The organism is Streptomyces sp. NPDC005791 (assembly GCF_042871485.1).
Classification (GTDB): Bacteria; Actinomycetota; Actinomycetes; order Streptomycetales; family Streptomycetaceae; genus Streptomyces.
Window position 1 is genome coordinate 84,445 of sequence record NZ_JBIAIP010000005.1, and the last position, 15,991, is coordinate 100,435.

12 protein-coding genes are annotated in these 15,991 nt (G+C 72.9%); all 12 read left to right on the forward strand.

The window, feature by feature from the left end; genetic code table 11:
• Positions 1-3: 3 nt before the first annotated feature.
• The 12 genes from ACFYSH_RS11955 to ACFYSH_RS12010 all read left to right on the forward strand — a co-directional run bounded on the left by ACFYSH_RS11955 (position 4) and on the right by ACFYSH_RS12010 (position 15,932).
• Positions 4-780, forward strand: a complete 777-nt coding sequence (locus ACFYSH_RS11955; protein ID WP_388752087.1) for a hypothetical protein — start codon at positions 4-6, stop codon at positions 778-780.
• Positions 777-1,463 (forward strand): hypothetical protein, encoded by a 687-nt coding sequence (locus ACFYSH_RS11960; protein WP_359473174.1) that lies wholly within the window; start codon positions 777-779, stop codon positions 1,461-1,463. The genes ACFYSH_RS11955 and ACFYSH_RS11960 overlap by 4 nt, the downstream gene beginning before the upstream one ends.
• A gap of 5 nt (positions 1,464-1,468) precedes the next feature.
• The gene (locus ACFYSH_RS11965; RefSeq protein WP_388752089.1) at positions 1,469-1,837 is read left to right on the forward strand and encodes a hypothetical protein; all 369 of its coding nucleotides are present in this window, start codon (positions 1,469-1,471) and stop codon (positions 1,835-1,837) included.
• Complete coding sequence (locus ACFYSH_RS11970; protein WP_388752091.1) at positions 1,830-2,969, forward strand: hypothetical protein; 1,140 nt, start codon at positions 1,830-1,832, stop codon at positions 2,967-2,969. The genes ACFYSH_RS11965 and ACFYSH_RS11970 overlap by 8 nt, the downstream gene beginning before the upstream one ends.
• A 43-nt stretch (positions 2,970-3,012) precedes the next feature.
• Complete coding sequence (locus tag ACFYSH_RS11975) at positions 3,013-3,543, forward strand: phage baseplate assembly protein V (RefSeq protein ID WP_359473183.1); 531 nt, start codon at positions 3,013-3,015, stop codon at positions 3,541-3,543.
• A 51-nt stretch (positions 3,544-3,594) separates the two neighbouring features.
• Positions 3,595-3,936: a hypothetical protein gene (locus tag ACFYSH_RS11980; RefSeq protein ID WP_359473186.1), complete on the forward strand. Its 342-nt coding sequence runs from the start codon at positions 3,595-3,597 to the stop codon at positions 3,934-3,936.
• The gene (locus ACFYSH_RS11985) at positions 3,933-4,310 is read left to right on the forward strand and encodes a GPW/gp25 family protein (protein WP_359473189.1); all 378 of its coding nucleotides are present in this window, start codon (positions 3,933-3,935) and stop codon (positions 4,308-4,310) included. The genes ACFYSH_RS11980 and ACFYSH_RS11985 overlap by 4 nt, the downstream gene beginning before the upstream one ends.
• A complete protein-coding gene (locus ACFYSH_RS11990; RefSeq protein ID WP_388752094.1) occupies positions 4,307-7,477 on the forward strand; it encodes a putative baseplate assembly protein in 3,171 nt (1,056 codons plus the stop codon). The genes ACFYSH_RS11985 and ACFYSH_RS11990 overlap by 4 nt, the downstream gene beginning before the upstream one ends.
• Positions 7,474-11,223 (forward strand): putative baseplate assembly protein, encoded by a 3,750-nt coding sequence (locus tag ACFYSH_RS11995; protein ID WP_388752096.1) that lies wholly within the window; start codon positions 7,474-7,476, stop codon positions 11,221-11,223. Before ACFYSH_RS11990 ends, ACFYSH_RS11995 begins: the two co-directional genes overlap by 4 nt.
• A gap of 22 nt (positions 11,224-11,245) precedes the next feature.
• Positions 11,246-13,411 carry a hypothetical protein gene (locus tag ACFYSH_RS12000; protein WP_359473197.1) on the forward strand — a complete coding sequence of 722 codons (2,166 nt, stop codon included), beginning with the start codon at positions 11,246-11,248 and terminating at the stop codon, positions 13,409-13,411.
• Positions 13,412-13,495: 84 nt separating this feature from the next.
• Entirely contained in the window at positions 13,496-15,019 is a 1,524-nt protein-coding gene (locus ACFYSH_RS12005; RefSeq protein WP_359473200.1) for a DUF6519 domain-containing protein, read from the forward strand.
• Between the two features lie 28 nt (positions 15,020-15,047).
• Positions 15,048-15,932 (forward strand): peptidoglycan-binding protein, encoded by an 885-nt coding sequence (locus ACFYSH_RS12010; RefSeq protein ID WP_359473202.1) that lies wholly within the window; start codon positions 15,048-15,050, stop codon positions 15,930-15,932.
• Positions 15,933-15,991: the final 59 nt, after the last annotated feature.

The window sequence follows — 15,991 nt, forward strand, 5'->3', positions numbered from 1 at the left end:
AGCATGGAGAAATTCGACACGTACCACTGGCAGGGATGCCGCCTCGATGATCCGGAACTCGAGGCCGCCCGGCTGGAGCTGGTGTCCCCGCGGAGTGGCGATGCCGCCCAGCGCGCGTTCACCCGGCTCCTGCACAGTGGCAGTACTCCGGCCATGGGGATGGCTCTTGACCACTACCACTACGCACTCTCGGGCGAACGCCACGGCATTGCCGGCCTGTTCGCAGCCCATGCCGCAGAGGTCCTCGCATGTGCGCGGACGATTCTGCGGCGCGCCCAGGCCGGGGGCGCAACCGAAGCGTGTGCGGCGAACGGCGCGGACGGCGCCAGCGCGCTACTCGTCCTCGTGAACGAAGCGACGGGTGAGGACTCCGACCTCATCGCGCGAAACATCACAGACCCTCCGGGTCCCGACTCGTTCTCAGCGGCCCTGGGGGCAGCAGGCACCATTCTGGACACGGTCACGGAGCCCGGCCGACGCCTGATCGCTGCGGTCGAGGGGATCGTCTTCGACGAGTCCGCCGACCTCGACGACCGGTTGGAGGCGCTGCAGGCACTGGCTCGGGGCAGGTCCCCCGCCGTGATGTCCGCGCTGGTCAGAGCCTCTGCTCTGGAAGCCCTGGAGCTTCAGGTGACAGCTGTCCAGGCGCTCGCCTTCCACGACATGGACACCCACCGCGGCCTCGTCGAAACGCGGGCGGCACGCTGGCCCGAAGGCGCCCCCTACCCGGCAGCGGACGTTCGACGTCTCCTCCGATCACACGACAGGGACAAGAAGTGACCCGCTACGCCGACATACCCAAACCCATCCGCTCCGGCATCGTCGTCGTCGACCCCGAACGCGGCACTCCCCAGCGCATCATCGTCCTCCAGTTCAACCCCGACACCCTGGAACGCTCCCTCGCGCCCCAGTCCGCCGGCGCGAGCGGTGACTCCGGGGGCGGGGGCAGCGGGTCCGGCGACAGGAACGAGGCCCTGCGGCTCAAGGGGCCCGCCGAGGAGACCTGGAAGTTCACCGCCGAGATCGATGCCACGGATCAGTTCGAGGTCGCCGCACCCGACGGGATCCATCCCGAGCTGGCCACCCTCGAAATGCTCGTGCACCCGACCACCGCCCAGCTGCGCGAAGCGAGCCGCCTCTCCAAGAAGGGGACCATCGAGATCAGCCCGATCGAGATGCCGCTCACCCTCTTCACCTGGGGCAGCAAGCGCGTCATGCCCGTGCGGCTCACCGAACTGTCCATCAACGAATCGGCGTTCGACGTGCACCTCAATCCGATCAGGGCGAGCCTCAGCATCGGCATGAAGGTGCTCAGCGTCAGCGACCTGCCGGCCGGGCACCGGGGGGCCGATCTGTACATGGCGCATCTCGCGCAGAAGGAGCAGCTCGCCAGGGCCGCGCGCGGCGGCGGGCTCGGTGCGCTGGGGCTGGCCGGGGGCAACACCGTCATGGGGAGGGGCTGAAGGACATGGCCGAGATCGAACCGTACGAGAACGCGCTGGACGCCGTACCCGGCGCCCACCCCTACCCCCGCTCCAGTCGGTACCACGACGCCGAGATCGGCGTGCACCGGATGGCCGACGGGACCGAAGTGCGGTATGCGAAGCGGAGGTTACTTCCTCCGCTGAGTGAAGCAGCCCACGAGAGCGCCCCGCACACCGTCAGCAGCGGCGACCGGCCGGACCTGCTCGCGCAGCGGTACGTCGGCGATCCGGGGCAGTGGTGGCAGATCGCCGACGCCAACCCCGTGCTGGACCCGCATGAGCTGACCGAGGAGGCGGGGCGCACCATCGCGATCCCGTACGCGGGCGGCTTCCAGGGGGCAAGGTATGTCTGACCAGCCCGTGGGAGGCGGGCCCATCCACATCACGCTGCAGACGGGGCCCCGGCTGACCCGGCCGGTCCCGCCCGAAGTCACCGAGGCGCTGCTGTCCGCGCAGATCACCGCCACCGCGGGCGAACGCAGCGGTTTCCAGATGGCGTTCGACCTCACCAAGCAGGGCGCGCTCTCCCGGAGGCTGCTGCCCGAAGGGTTCTTCGACCCGAAGACCCGGGTGATCCTCTCCGTGAGCGTGAAGGGCACGGCATGGGTGCTGCTCGACGGGCTGATCGTGCGGCAGGAGGTCGGTGCCAGCAACCAGCCGGGCCACTCCACCCTCACGGTGACCGGGGAGGACCTGACGCTCCTCATGGACCTGGAGGAGCGTACCGACCGGTACCCGAATCTGCGGCCCTCCGGACGCGTCGCCCGCATCCTCGCCAAGTACGCCGACTACGGCATCGAGGCCCGCGTCTTCCAGGAGCAGATCGAGCAGCCTCCGCGCGAACAGCTGAGGGTCGACCACCAGTCCGGCACCGACCTGAGTTACGTGAACGACCTGGCGCGGGCCAACGGCTACACCTTCTACCTCGAACCCGGACCCCGCCCCGGCCGCTCCACCGCCGTCTGGGGCCCGGAGGCCCGTATCGGGCAGCGCCAGCACGCGCTCAACGTGAACATGGACGTCAACTCGACCGTGGACCAGCTGACGTTCGCGTACGACGGGACGGCCAGGGAGGAACCGCAGGCCCGGGTGCAGGACCCGGCCACCAGGGACAGCCGGCTCCTGCCGCAGCCCGACATCGGGCCGCTGCGCCCCCCGCTCGGCCGTCGCGCCACCCCCGCGCTCAAACGGCGCACGCTGTCCGGCACGGCGAAGAAGGAGTCGGCGCAGGCGCAGGCGGAACTGCTGGCGCGGGCCGCGCTGTCCGCCGACGCCATCTCGGGGTCCGGGTCGCTGGACGTGAACCGTCACGGGTACATCCTGCGGCCGCGCGAGCTGGTCGGGGTCCGGGGCGCGGGCGTGACGTACGACGGCGACTACTTCGTCAAGTCCGTCACCCACTCCATCAGGCCCGGTTCGTACCAGCAGAACTTCACGCTGTCGCGCGAAGGCCTCATCGCCCGGAGCAGCACCGTACGACCGTGACGGCCGCGACCGGCGAAGAGAAGAAGAACCAGGAGAGCTACGCATGGCTGCAGGACCGAACAACCGGTTTCTCGGAAAGTTCCGGGGGAGGGTCGTGAGCAACGCCGACCCCCTGAGGATCGGCCGGGTCACGGTCAAGGTGCCGGACGTCCTCGGCGACGAGACGTCCACCTGGGCCATGCCCTGCCTGCCGTTCACGGGACCCCGGTCGGGGCAGTACGTCGTCCCCGCCGAAGGAGCCGGTGTGTGGGTGGAGTTCGAGCAGGGAGACGTCAGTTTCCCCGTCTGGACGGGCTGCTGGTACGGCGACGCCTCCGAGCTCCCGCCCGACGCGCTGACCGGAGGGCCCGCGCACCAGAACGTGGTGATCCAGACCTCCGACCGGCACAAATTCGTCATGGGCGACGTGCCGGACGGCGGCAGCGGCATCCGTCTCCAGGCCGCGACCGGGGCGTACATCCAGGTCGACGAGAAGGGCGTGACGATCGCCGACGGCCAGGGCGCCTCGATCGTGCTGACCGGTGGCGAGGTCGACATCAACGACGGCCGGCTGGTCGTGGCCAAGAAGCAGTGAGCAACGAGCAGTACAGCAGTGAGGCAGTCACAGACAACGGGGAGAGAAGACTTGTCCACCACCTCAGCGACCATCGTCAGCGCCGCCGCGACCCTGCACTGCCCGCACGGCGGCCGGGCCTGCGCCCCCTCCGCGCACGCGGCCGTGTGCCTGGACGGGCTGCCCGTCCATACCGTCTCCGACGCCTTCGTGGTGACCGGGTGCCCGCACACCGTCGACGGCGTACCGCATCCGTGCACCACCGTCCGGTGGAGCCCACAACCGGGCGGCGTGCGCATCGACGGCGTACCCGTCCTGCTGCACACGAGTGCTGCCCAGTGCTTCGGCGCGGCGCTCGTACCGCAGGGGCCACCGGTCGTCGACGCGGCCCGGCGGGGGGCGACGTGCCGATGAGGGCCGTACGCAGCGACCTCGCGTTCCCCTTCCGCAGCGACCGGCGCGGCAGGACGGCGCACGCCGGTTACGACGAACATGTGCGGGACCTGGTCGAGCAGTTGCTGTTCACCAGCCCCGGAGAACGGCTGATGCGCCCCGACTTCGGCTGCGGGCTGCTCGACCTGGTGTTCACGCCCAACAGTCCTGAGCTGGCCTCGGCGATGGAGCTGTCCGTGCAGGCCTCGCTGCAGCGCTGGCTGGGCGAGCTGATCGATGTGCAATCCCTGGACGTGGTGAGCGAGGACAACGTCGTCCGGGTGTACCTGCGCTACGTGGTGCGCTCCACGGGGAGCCGGCGCGACGAGGTCTTCGAAGGGAGCGGGCCCGCATGAGCGGTACGGGCAGGGAGGTGGCCTGCCGGACGGCCGGCAGGCGTGGCAGGGTGCGCGCGGCACGGCTCCACGGCGTGGACGCGGTGGAGGCCGGCGACGACGGGCTGACGCTCACGGTGACGTTCCTCGGCAAGGCCCCGCACGGGCTGTGCCCGGAGAACGTCCGCATCGACGGCGGCCGCCGTGTCACGGGCATCGAGGCAGTCGAGGTGACCGTGGAGCGGGAGGAGGACCCGGAGCTCGACGACCGGCTGCTCGTGACCGTCGACCGGACCGGGGACACCTCTCGCTACCGGCTGTCGGTGGTGGAGACCGACCCGTACGGACGGCCGGGCACCGAGCCCTACCCCGGCTTCGACCAGCGCTACTTCCAGGCGGAGTTCGCATTCCGCACGGACTGTCCCGCGCCCTTCGACTGCGCGGACGACCCAGGGGCCGGCGACCCCTGGCCCCGGGCCGAGGCACCCGTCATCGACTACACGGCGCGCGACTACGAGTCCGTACGCCGCCTGATCCTCGACCGGCTCGCGCTGACGACACCCGACTGGGTCGAGCGCAACCCCGCCGACCTCGGCGTCACGCTCGTCGAGCTGCTGGCCCACACGGCCGACCGGATCAGCTACCACCAGGACGCCGTCGCGACGGAGGCCTACCTCGACACCGCCCGCAGGCGGGTGTCGGTGCGCCGCCACGTACGGCTGATCGACTACCCGATGCACGACGGCTGCAACGCCCGGGCCCTGGTCACCGTCGAGGTGACGAAGCGGCTGACGCTGCTGCCGGGGACGTTCCGCTTCGCAGCGGTCGACATCCGCACGCCGGGGCTCCGCGACCGGCCCGAGGCCGGCACCGTCCTCGAGGACCGTGAGCTGGCGGTGCTGGCCGAGCGCGGTGCGGTGGAGGTGTTCGAGCCGGTGGTGGATGCCGAACCGGCCGAACTGCGCCCGGCGCACAACACCATCCGCTTCTGGACATGGGGTGATGAGGTGTGCGCCCTGCCGAGGGGCGCGGTGTCCGCGACGCTCCGGGACGGATGGACCGACAAGAAGTGCACGGTGCGCTCGCTGTCCCTGGCCCCCGGCGATCTGCTGGTGTTCGAGGAGGTACGAGGGCCCCGCTCGGGCACGCCGGGTGACGCGGATCCCGCGCACCGGCAGGCGGTACGGCTGACCTCGGTCACCCCGGGCGTGGACCGGCTGGCCGGCCGGCCGGTGCTGGAGGTCACCTGGGCCCGCGAGGACGCGCTGGCCTTCCCCGTGTGCCTGTCGACACGCGGTGGGCCGGACTGCGCACCGGTGGAAGACGTGAGCGTCGCCCGCGGCAACGTGGTCCTCGTCGATCACGGCAGGTCGCTGACGTTCGGCGGAGCTCTGCCGGAGACGGTGCTCGTGCCCCCGGAGCCCGCGCTCCCCGGCTCCTGCGAGCCCTCCGGCTCCGGCTGCGGGACAGTCGACGCGGGCAACGCGACGGCCCGGTTGCTGGCCGAACGGCTGGACCGGGCGCGGGGCGGACGGCTGCTCACCGCCGCACAGGTGCGGGAGCTGGCCGAGCAGGTCGGCGACGAGCAGGTGACACGTGCCGGAATCGGCCTCGAACTCGCCGGGCGGCGCCGCGAGAAGGTCGTACCGGGCACGGCGTACGAGCAGGCCGAAGCGCTGGCGACGCTCCTGGCCCAGGTGGTCCACCCGGGCATCAGGCCCCGGTTCCGCCCCGTGCTCCAGCGCTCACCCGTCGTCCAGGCGGCGCCGTTCCCCCTGCCGGAGCACGTCTCGGCCGGGCAGGCCGACCGGCTGGCCGCCGTGCCCGGACGGGTCCGGGAACGGCTGGTGGAGCTGTGGCGCAGCGCCCGTGACCGCGACGGGCTGACCGAGGCGGAGATCGACGAGCTGACCGTGCTCTTCGGGCTGCGGACGCTGGAGCACCTGGAGCTGCACCTCCACCCCGTGCGCGCGCTGCGGGAACTGCTGCACCGCGGCGAACGGCTGCTGGCACCCAAGCTGCGCAGGCTCCAGGTGCTGACGGCCCGGGCCCGGGCGGGCGCGGTGCTCGACGGCGGCATCGCCTGGGAGATCGCGCAGACCTGGGGCCCCGGCCACGCGGCCGGGCTGCATCCGGACGAGCCGGTGCTCCGAGGCCCCGCCGCGGCGCTGGTCCAGGACCCGCGGGCCGCGCTGCCGGCGGTGACGGCCGTGGACGGCGACGAGGAGTGGACCGCGCGGCGCGACCTGCTCGCGGCCGGTCACCGGGACCGGCGGTTCGTGGGTGAACTGGAGGACGACGGGCGGCTCGCCCTGCGCTTCGGCGACGGACGGCACGGCGCGCGGCCCCGGCCCGGAGCGCGGCTGGAACTGCACTACCGGCTCGGCGGCGGCACGGCGGGCAACGTCGGCGCGGAGGCCGTCAACCACCTGGTGCTGCACCGCGACCCTGAGACGGAGGACGCCGGAGAGCCGCTGCCCGTCGCCGGGGTACGCAACCCGCTTCCGGCGGTCGGCGGCACGGAACCCGAACCTGTCGAACAGGTACGGCAGTTGGCCCCGCTCGACCTGAGACGCACCGTACGGCGCGCGGTGACCGCCGAGGACTACGCGGCGCTGGCCTCAGCGCTCCCCGGGGTGCAGCGGGCCGCGGCTGAGATCCGCTGGACGGGCAGCGTGCAGGAGGCCCATGTCGCCGTCGACACCCTGGGGGCCGCGGGCCCCGAGCCCGAGCTGCTCGACTCGGTGGCGTACGCACTGGAGCGCTACCGGCGGATCGGACACGATCTGGTGGTCGGCCCCGCGCGCACCGTACCGCTGGACATCGCCCTGTCGGTGTGTGCGGTGCCCGGACATCAGCACGGGCAGATCCTGGCCGAGCTGTACCGGCTGCTGGGCCGAGGCCGGCTGCGCGACGGGCGGCTCGGCTTCTTCCACCCCGACGCCCTGGTGTTCGGCGAACCGGTGCGGCTCAGCCGCCTGGTGGCCGCAGCGGCCGCCGTGCAGGGGGTGGAGAGCGTGACGGTGACCCGCCTGCGCCGGCTCTTCGACGACGCCGACGCAGACGGCACGGCCTTGGAGACGGGCGTGCTGCGGCTCGGCGCGCTGGAGATCGCACGCTGCGACAACGACCCGGACCGCCCGGACGACGGGCGGCTCACCATCGAACTCGCCGGAGGTACCCGATGAGCGGCGCGGGCGGCTGCGGCTGCGGCGGACACGACGAACGCCGGGCCCCCGAGGCCCTGTACAACCCACCGGGGCGCACCGGCCTCGACTACCGGGTCGGGGACCACGGGTCGTTCCTGGCGGCCATGGTGGACCGGCTCGCCTCCCCGGCCTATCCGGCACTGCGGGGACTGACGGTCCGCACCCCGGACGACCCGGCGATCGGACTGCTGGACTCCTGGGCCGTCGTCGGCGACCTGCTGACCTTCCACTCCGAACGGATCATGGACGAGGCGTACGTCCGCACCGCGAACGATCACCGCTCCCTGGCGCTGCTCGGACGCCTGGTGGGGCACCGCCCGAGGCCGGGCATCGCCGCCGGGACCCATCTCGCGTACACCCTGGACAAGGACCCACGGGGTGCGGACGTGGAGGTGCTCGTCCCGCGCGGGGCGCGCAGCAACAGCGTTCCCCTCACCTCCGAGGAGGAGTCACAGGTCTTCGAGACGGAGGCCGATCTCGTCGCCCGTGCTTCCTGGAACGAGCTGGCGGTGCGCCGGCGCAGACCCGCACTGCTCACCGAGGAGGATCTGACCCGGCGCTCCGAGATCCTGGTGTCCGGCACCACGACCGCTCTGCGGACCGGGGACCGGCTGCTGTTCGTCCTCAAGGGCCAGGACGGAGACGGGGTTCCGGGGCAGCGGCTGCTCCGGACCGTGGCCCGGCTCCGTGTCGACCGTGAGGACGACGTCACGGGGATCGGACTCCAGCGGTCCGCCCCGCCGTCACCGGGTGAACTGGTGGAACTCCTGCGCGAGTGGATCACCGAGGACGAGCGGGCGGTGGAGGACGGCGAACCCACGCCCGACAACCCCAACCCACGACCGGTCAGCGGGTTCATCACCGGTTTCGACGCCCAGGTGCTCGCCCCGCTGCGGGCCGATCTGGATGACGTCACCTCACCGGCCGCCCTCGCCGCCCGACTGGCGGAGCCCCACGAACGGCTGGCGGAGGCACGGGTCGTCGCCCGTGCGTACCCCGATGTCGCCGCCTGGTTCGAGCGGCTGGAGGCGCTGGTCGGCGAAGTGATCGACCGGGCCACCGACCTGGAGCCCTCCCGGCCGGCGCCCGACGCCCTGCGCGCCGCCGCACCGGCGTCCGCGGCGCTGCGGGCCCTCGGCGCGGTGCTCCCCGCACTGCGCGGCGAGGTCGCGGGCCCCACCCGCGGCGGGCCGGGCCCGGTGCCCGTACGGACACCGGCTCCGGGCTCCGATCTGGGCGCGCGGCTGCTCGCCGCTCTCGATCCGCGGATCGCCGACGGGATGTACCCGGCGTGGCGGCGTTCCGCGCCCACCGCGGAGCCACTCCTGCACGAGGTGCGGGCGATGCGGGTGACGGCCGCCCCGTTCGGGGCGACGGCCCCGCTGCGGCCGGTGCAGGACGCACGGGGGCGGGTGATCAGGCAGGCGGACTGGCCACTGACCGGCTCCGCCCTCACCACGATGCGGGTGGTGTTCGACACGGCGGGCAGGGTCCCGGTGCGCGCGGAGTTCCAGCACACCGAGACGGGGTCGTCCGTCCAGCACTCGGAGAACCTGCCGTCGGAGGCGACGTTCGCTCTCGGGCCCGGCCGGGTCGCCGTCATGACCCGGACCGCGCAGGACCACGATCTGAGCTGGCTGAACAGACGCCCCACCGACTCGCAGGAGCCGGGAGTGACCGCCCAGTTCCTCGACGGGCTGCCCGAGCGGACCCTGTTCGTGTCCCGGCCCGCGGACGACGGCCGTGTCCATGTCGCCGTACACAACGGTGAGCCGCGGAGCTGGCGTCTGGCGCCCGGCGACCACCAGCAGGTCAGGCACGAGGGCTACGAGCTGACCGTGCGCTACACGGTCGGCAGCGAACCGGCCAACGTGGTCGTCGGCGTCGCCACGGTGCCCGAGCCCGCGAACCGGCGGGTGCTCGCCCTGGACTCGGTGCAGGACTCGATCACACCCGGCAGCTGGGTCGTCGTCGAGCGCCCCCGCAAGGGAGCCGCAGGGCCCGACGGCATTCCCGGCGACGCGGCGCTGAGCCTCGTCACCACCAGGGTCACCTCGCTGCGCACCTCCGTGTACACCGACTTCGGCATCACCGGCCGCGGTACGGAACTGACCCTGGCCGATCCCTGGCTCGACGAGCACGACGTACTGCTCTCCACGATCCGCGACGCCACCGTCCACGCGGGCGGGCAGGCGCTGCGGCTCGCCGACGAGCCGCTCGGAGAGGACGTCCACGGCAACGAGCTGGAGCTGGCCGAGCTGTACGACGGGCTGCGCCCGGGCCGGCCGCTGATCGTGTCCGGGGAGCGCGCCGACGTCACCGCCGCGCCCGCCACCGAACTGGTGACCATCGCGGGCGTCGAGCAGGTCCTCGACCCGCTGCTGCCCGGCGACCACGTGCACACGCGGCTGACCCTGACGACGGACCTCGCCCACCGCTACCGGCGCGCCACCGTGCGCGTACGGGGCAACGTCGTGGCGGCCGGCCACGGTGAGAGCCGGGACGAACCGATCGGCAACGGTGACGCGGACCTCGCCAACCAGACGTTCGCGCTCTGGCAGGCGCCACTGACCTGGCTGCCCGCCGACAACCCGCTGGGCGCGACCCCGGCCCTCGACGTACGCGTCGACGGGCTGCTCTGGCACCGGGTCGACAGTCTCGCCGGGCGCGGCCCGCGCGAGCGGGTCTACGTCTGCGGCGTCGCGAACGGCCGGACCACCGTCACCTTCGGCGACGGCGTGCACGGCGCCCGGCTGCCCACCGGCCACGAGAACGTCCGGGCCCGCTACCGCTTCGGCACCGGCCGGGCGGCCAACGTCCGCGCCGACCGCGTCACCCAGGCGGTCACCCGGCCGCTGGGCGTCACCGGGGTCACCAACCCCCGGCCCGCCACGGGCGGCGCGGACGCGGACGGCCCCGGCCGGACCCGGACCGCGATCCCGCTCGCCGTGTCCGCCCTCGACCGGCTGGTGTCGGTCACCGACTACGAGGACTTCGCCCGCTCCCGGGCCGGGATCGGCCGGGCGGCGGCACGCGAACTCTTCGACGGCCGGCGGCGGACGCTGCACGTCACCGTCACCGGTGTCCAGGACCTCCCGGTCGCCGACGACTCCGACGTGCTCACCGCACTGCGCTCCTCGCTCAGCCGGTACGGCGACTCCAGGCTGCCCGTCCGCGTACAGGTACGCGAACTGCTGCTGCTCGTCGTCGCCGCGAAGGTGAAGGTGACCCGCGACCACAGCTGGCAGATCGTCGAGCCCCGGCTGCGCCAGGCCCTGCTGACCCGGTTCGGCGGCTCCCGGCGTGAGCTGGGCAGCCCCGCGCACCTGTCGGACGTGCTGGCGACGGCCCACTCCGTGCCCGGGGTCGACCACGTCGACGTGGACGTCTTCGGCGCGGTGCCGGCCTCCCTCACCCCCGAAGGTCTGCCCGCCCTCGCGGACACGCTCGCCGAACCGCGGACCACGGTCCCGGCGCGGCCCGCGACGTACGACGAGGACGTGCACCGGGTGACGGCGCCTGAGGGCGAGACGCTCACCGCGGTCGCCGCCCGGTACGGCATCGCCCTCGCCGAACTGCTGCGGCTCAACCCGGACATCACCGACACCCGGCGCCTGGAGAAGGGCCGCGCGGTGTGCGTCTTCCGCGGCATCCGGCCCGCACAGCTCCTTCTGCTGTCTCCGGAAGTCCCGGACACGCTGATCCTGACGGAGGTCACCGCATGAACACCCAGGAAGGGAGCGTCGTATGAGCAGGGAACCCGACGGGCTCGCGGAGCTGCTCCCGCAGTGGCACCGGCTGCGGGACGCGGAGGGCGGGGAGCCGCTGCGGGCCCTGCTCGCGGTGATCGCCGAGCAGGTCGACCGGGTGCGCGACAGCGTCGACCAGAGCTACGAGGACCTCTTCGTGGAGACCGCCGCGCCCTGGGTGCTGCCCTACCTCGGCGACCTGGTCGGCTACCGCCCGCTGCCCGGGTACGAGCGGGTCAGGACGGCCGGGCTGGGCGACACCGCCGACGGCGAGGCCCGTTCCCGGCTGGCCGAGGCGCTTGCCCCGCGCCGCGACGTCGCGGCCACGGTCGCCAACCGCCGCCGCAAGGGCACCCTCGCCCTGCTGGAGGAGCTGGCCCAGGAGGTCGCCGGATGGCCGGCCAGGGCCGTGGAGTTCTCCCGGCTGGTCTCCCACCAGCAGCCGGTGAGGCTGTACGGGACAGGGGCGGCCGCCGACGACGTACGCAGGGCGGCACGCGGCCGACTGGCCGACGTACGCGACGGCGTCGAACTCGACCTGGTGGGAGGGCCCTTCGACACGCTGGCCCGGTCCGTCGATGTGCGCCGGGCCGCGTCGCCACGGCGTAGGGGCGGCCATTCCCCCGCCGGGGTGGGGCTGTTCGTATGGCGGCTGAAGCCCTACCGGGTCAGCCGGGCACCGGCGTACTGCGTCGACCGCGCCCGCAGCCTGTACACGTTCTCCATCCTGGGCAACGACACCGGGCTGGTGACCCGCCCTGTGCCGGAACCCTCCGCCACGCACACCGCGACCGTCGACAACGTGCCGGCGTCCATCAGCCGCCGGCAGCTCGCGGACCGGCTCGCCGACCACTACGGACCGGGCAAGAGCTTCACGGTCTGGCGCGACGGGCAGGCGGAGCCCGTGCCGATGTCGGACATCGTCGTGGCGGACCTGTCCGGCTGGCGCTACCGCCCCGGGCTCGGCCAGGTGGCCGTCGACCCGGTGCTGGGCCGCATCGCCTTCGGGACACGCTCGGCACCCCGGCAAGGGGTCTGGGTCACCTACCACTACGCCTTCGGCGACGACACCGGCGGCGGCGAGTACCCGCGCGAGCGCGTCACCTCGCCCGCCGCCCGGATCTACCGGGTCGGCCCCCGCCAGGCCCACCAGCGGATCATGGACGCGTACGAGCAGTGGCGCACCGACCGGCGGTCCGGGCACTGTGGTGCCGAAGGCGTCATCGAGATCACGCACAGCGGCGCCTACCAGGAGCAGCTCGACTTCGACCTCGAACGCGGCGACCGGCTGGAACTGCGGGCGGCCGAGGGATGCCGTCCCGTCATCCGCCTGCTCGACTGGTACAGCAACCGCCCCGACGCGCTCAACATCCGCGCGCAGGACGGCACGCGGGGCGAAGGCGACGCCCCCCGGATCGTCCTGGACGGTCTGCTGGTCACCGGACGAGGGCTCCATGTCAGTGGCCCCGTCGGCGCGGTCGTGCTGCGGCACTGCACCCTGGTGCCCGGCTGGTCGCTGGAGACGGACTGCGACCCGCACTCGCCCGAGGAGCCGAGCCTGGTCCTGGACCGGACCACCGCCTGTGTGTCCATCGACCGCAGCATTCTCGGAACCATCGAGGTGATCGGTGACGAGGTGAGCACCGACCCGCTGCCGATCCACATCCGTGACAGCATCCTGGACGCCACCGGCCACGACCTCCCGGCCCTGTCCGCCCCGGACTGCCGGCACGCGCACGCCGTGCTGCACGCACACCGCACCACGGTCATCGGTGAGGTCCACACCCATGCGGTCCGGATCGCCGAGAACAGTGTCTTCACCGGGCGGCTGCGGGTGGCCCGGCGCGGCATCGGCTGTCTGCGGTACTGCTACGTGCCGCCCGGCTCCCGCACCCCGCGCCGCCACCGCTGCCAGCCGGACCTCGTGGGCGCCGGACAGGCCGGACAGGTGCGTCCACAGCTGAGCAGCGAGCGGTACGGCACCCCGGCGTACGGGCGGCTCGCCGACGGCGGGCCGTGGCAGATCCGGCGGGGCGCCGACGACGGCTCCGAGATGGGGGTCTTCCACCAGCTCCACGAACCGCAGCGCGAGGACAGCCTGCGGGCCAGGCTCGCCGAGTACACCCCGGCCGGCACGGACGCCGGGATCTTCCCCGTGACCTGACCGGACCTGACCTCACCGCGCCCGTCCGACCCGCCCGCCCCGAACTCTTCCGAACCGACGCACTTCCGAGGGGGACCCCTTCCCATGCACGCAGATCTCTCCCGCGACACCTTCCGGCCCGACCGGCACTACGCGGCGGTCCTCACCCAGCAAGGCCGCGTCCAGCTGGACGCCGACGCCAACGAACAGGCCGCGATCCAGCTGCACCTGGCCCGGACCACCACGGCCGACCTGGTCGGGCAGCACGGCGGCCCGCGGGGCGCCACCGGATTCGAGGTGGGCTTCCTGGGCGGCAGCCGGGAGCTCGACGACCTGTCGCTCGGCGGCGGGCGCTACTACGTCGACGGGATCCTGCTGGACGCGACCCGTCCGGAACCCGGCGTACCGGCCGGGGAGGACGCCGCCGACGACGCGGAGACTCCGGCGACCTGGACGTACTGGGACCAGCCGGACGGCTACCGGGACCCGGAGCGCCCCGGCGACCGGCTGCCCACCCGGTTCCCGTACCTCGTCTGCCTCAAGGTGTGGGAACGCTCGGTGACCGCGGCCGAGGACCCGCTGCTGCGCGAGGTCGCGCTCGGTGCGGCGATGCCCGACACCGCGGCCAGGATCAGGACCGTCTGGCAGGTGCTGCCGCTGCCCGGCGAGAGGCTGGAGCTGGAGGACGGGGCGACCAAGGACCAGGTTCGTGAGGCGTTCGCCCGCTGGACGGCGGCGCAGGCACCGACGGCGCGGATGGCGGCGCGCGGCGAGCGTCCCCCGCACGCGGACGACGACCCCTGCCTGGTGGAGCCGGACGCCCGCTACCGGGGCCCGGAGAACCAGCTGTACCGCGTCGAGATCCACCAGGGCGGCGCGGCGCAGGACGCCACCTTCAAATGGTCGCGGGAGAACGGCTCCGTGACGCTGCCGGTCGACGGGATCGACGGGACCTGGGTGGAGCTGGGATCGCTCGGCAACGACGACAAGCTCGGCCTCGCCGTCGGTGACCAGGTGGAGTTCGTGGACACCGGCTACACCAGCCGGGGCGAGCCGCTGCCGCTGCTGCGGGTGGAGGAGACCGACCTGCCGGGACGGCGGGTACGGCTCTCCGGTGAGCCGCACCCCTCGGTCGGGCGGCGCCCTGAGCTCCAGCCCTACCTGCGGCGGTGGGACCAGCGGGCCGGCCGTACCAAGCGGTCGGCGGCGAAGCTGCGGCACGGAGCGGTCCGCGTCGAGGAGGGCGGCTGGCTGCCGTTGGAGGACGGCGTGGACGTGTACTTCGAGCCGGGCCGGACCTACCGGACCGGTGACTTCTGGACCGTTCCGGCCCGGACCGTGACCGGCGGGGTCGAGTGGCCCACCGACGCGGCTCGCCGCCCCCTGCTGCAGTCACCGAAGGGCGTCCACGTCCATTACGCGCCGCTGGCCTGGGTGCTGGGGGAGGGGTCGGTCGCGGACCTGCGCATGACGTTCGCACCCCTGGCCGCCGTCATCCCCGCGGCCGACGGACAAGCGCTGGCCGCCGAGGCGGAGGCCGAGGCGGAAGCAAAGGCCACGGAGACGTCCGCCGCCGGTTCGGACGGCCGGACGGCCGGGCAGGACGACGAGGGACAGCCCGAGAACTGACGCATCACCTGGGTAAAGGAGCACCACGATGGCAACGCCCCTGTCCGCCGACAAACTGCTCAAGGCCCTGCGGGACGAGGGTCTGCACGTCGTCGAGCACCGGAGCTGGCGCACACACAACCGTAACCACAAAGGCTCGTGGGGGCCCGTGCACGGTGTGATGATCCATCACACCGTGACCTCGGGCACCCAGAGCTCCGTCGACCTCTGCTACGACGGCCATTCGAGCCTTCCGGGCCCGCTGTGCCACGGGGTGATCGCCAAGGACGGCGCGGTCCACCTGGTCGGCCACGGCCGCGCCAATCACGCCGGACTCGGTGACGACGACGTCCTGCGCGCGGTGATCGACGAGACGTCCCTGCCCGCCGACAACGAGGCCAACACCGACGGCAACCGCCACTTCTACGGCTTCGAGTGCGTCAACCTCGGCAACGGCAAGGACCCGTGGCCGAAAGCCCAGTTGGAGGCCATCGAGAAGGCGGCGGCCGCGATCTGCCGGGCCCACGGCTGGAACCAGCACTCGGTGATCGGCCACAAGGAGTGGCAGCCGGGGAAGATCGACCCGCGCGGGTTCACGATGGACTCGATGCGCGGCCGGGTCAGGTCACGCCTCGCGGGCGGACCGGACGGCCCGTCGAAGCCGCCCACCCCCGCACCCCCGGCGAAGTACGAGCCGTTCCCCGGAGCCGCGTACTTCCGGGTCGGGCGGCGCAGCGCCGTCATCACGGCGATGGGAAAGAGACTGGTGGCCGAGGGCTGCGGACGGTACGAGGTCGGCCCGGGCCCGGACTGGTCCGAGGCGGACCGTAAGTCGTACGCCGCGTGGCAGCGCAAGCTGGGCTACTCGGGCAGCGGTGCGGACGGCATCCCGGGCAAGGCCAGCTGGGACAAGCTCAAGGTGCCCAACGTCTGAGCCCGGTGCGACGCCGGTGCGGCGGCCCTCTCCCCGGCAGGGCGGAGGACCGCCGTACG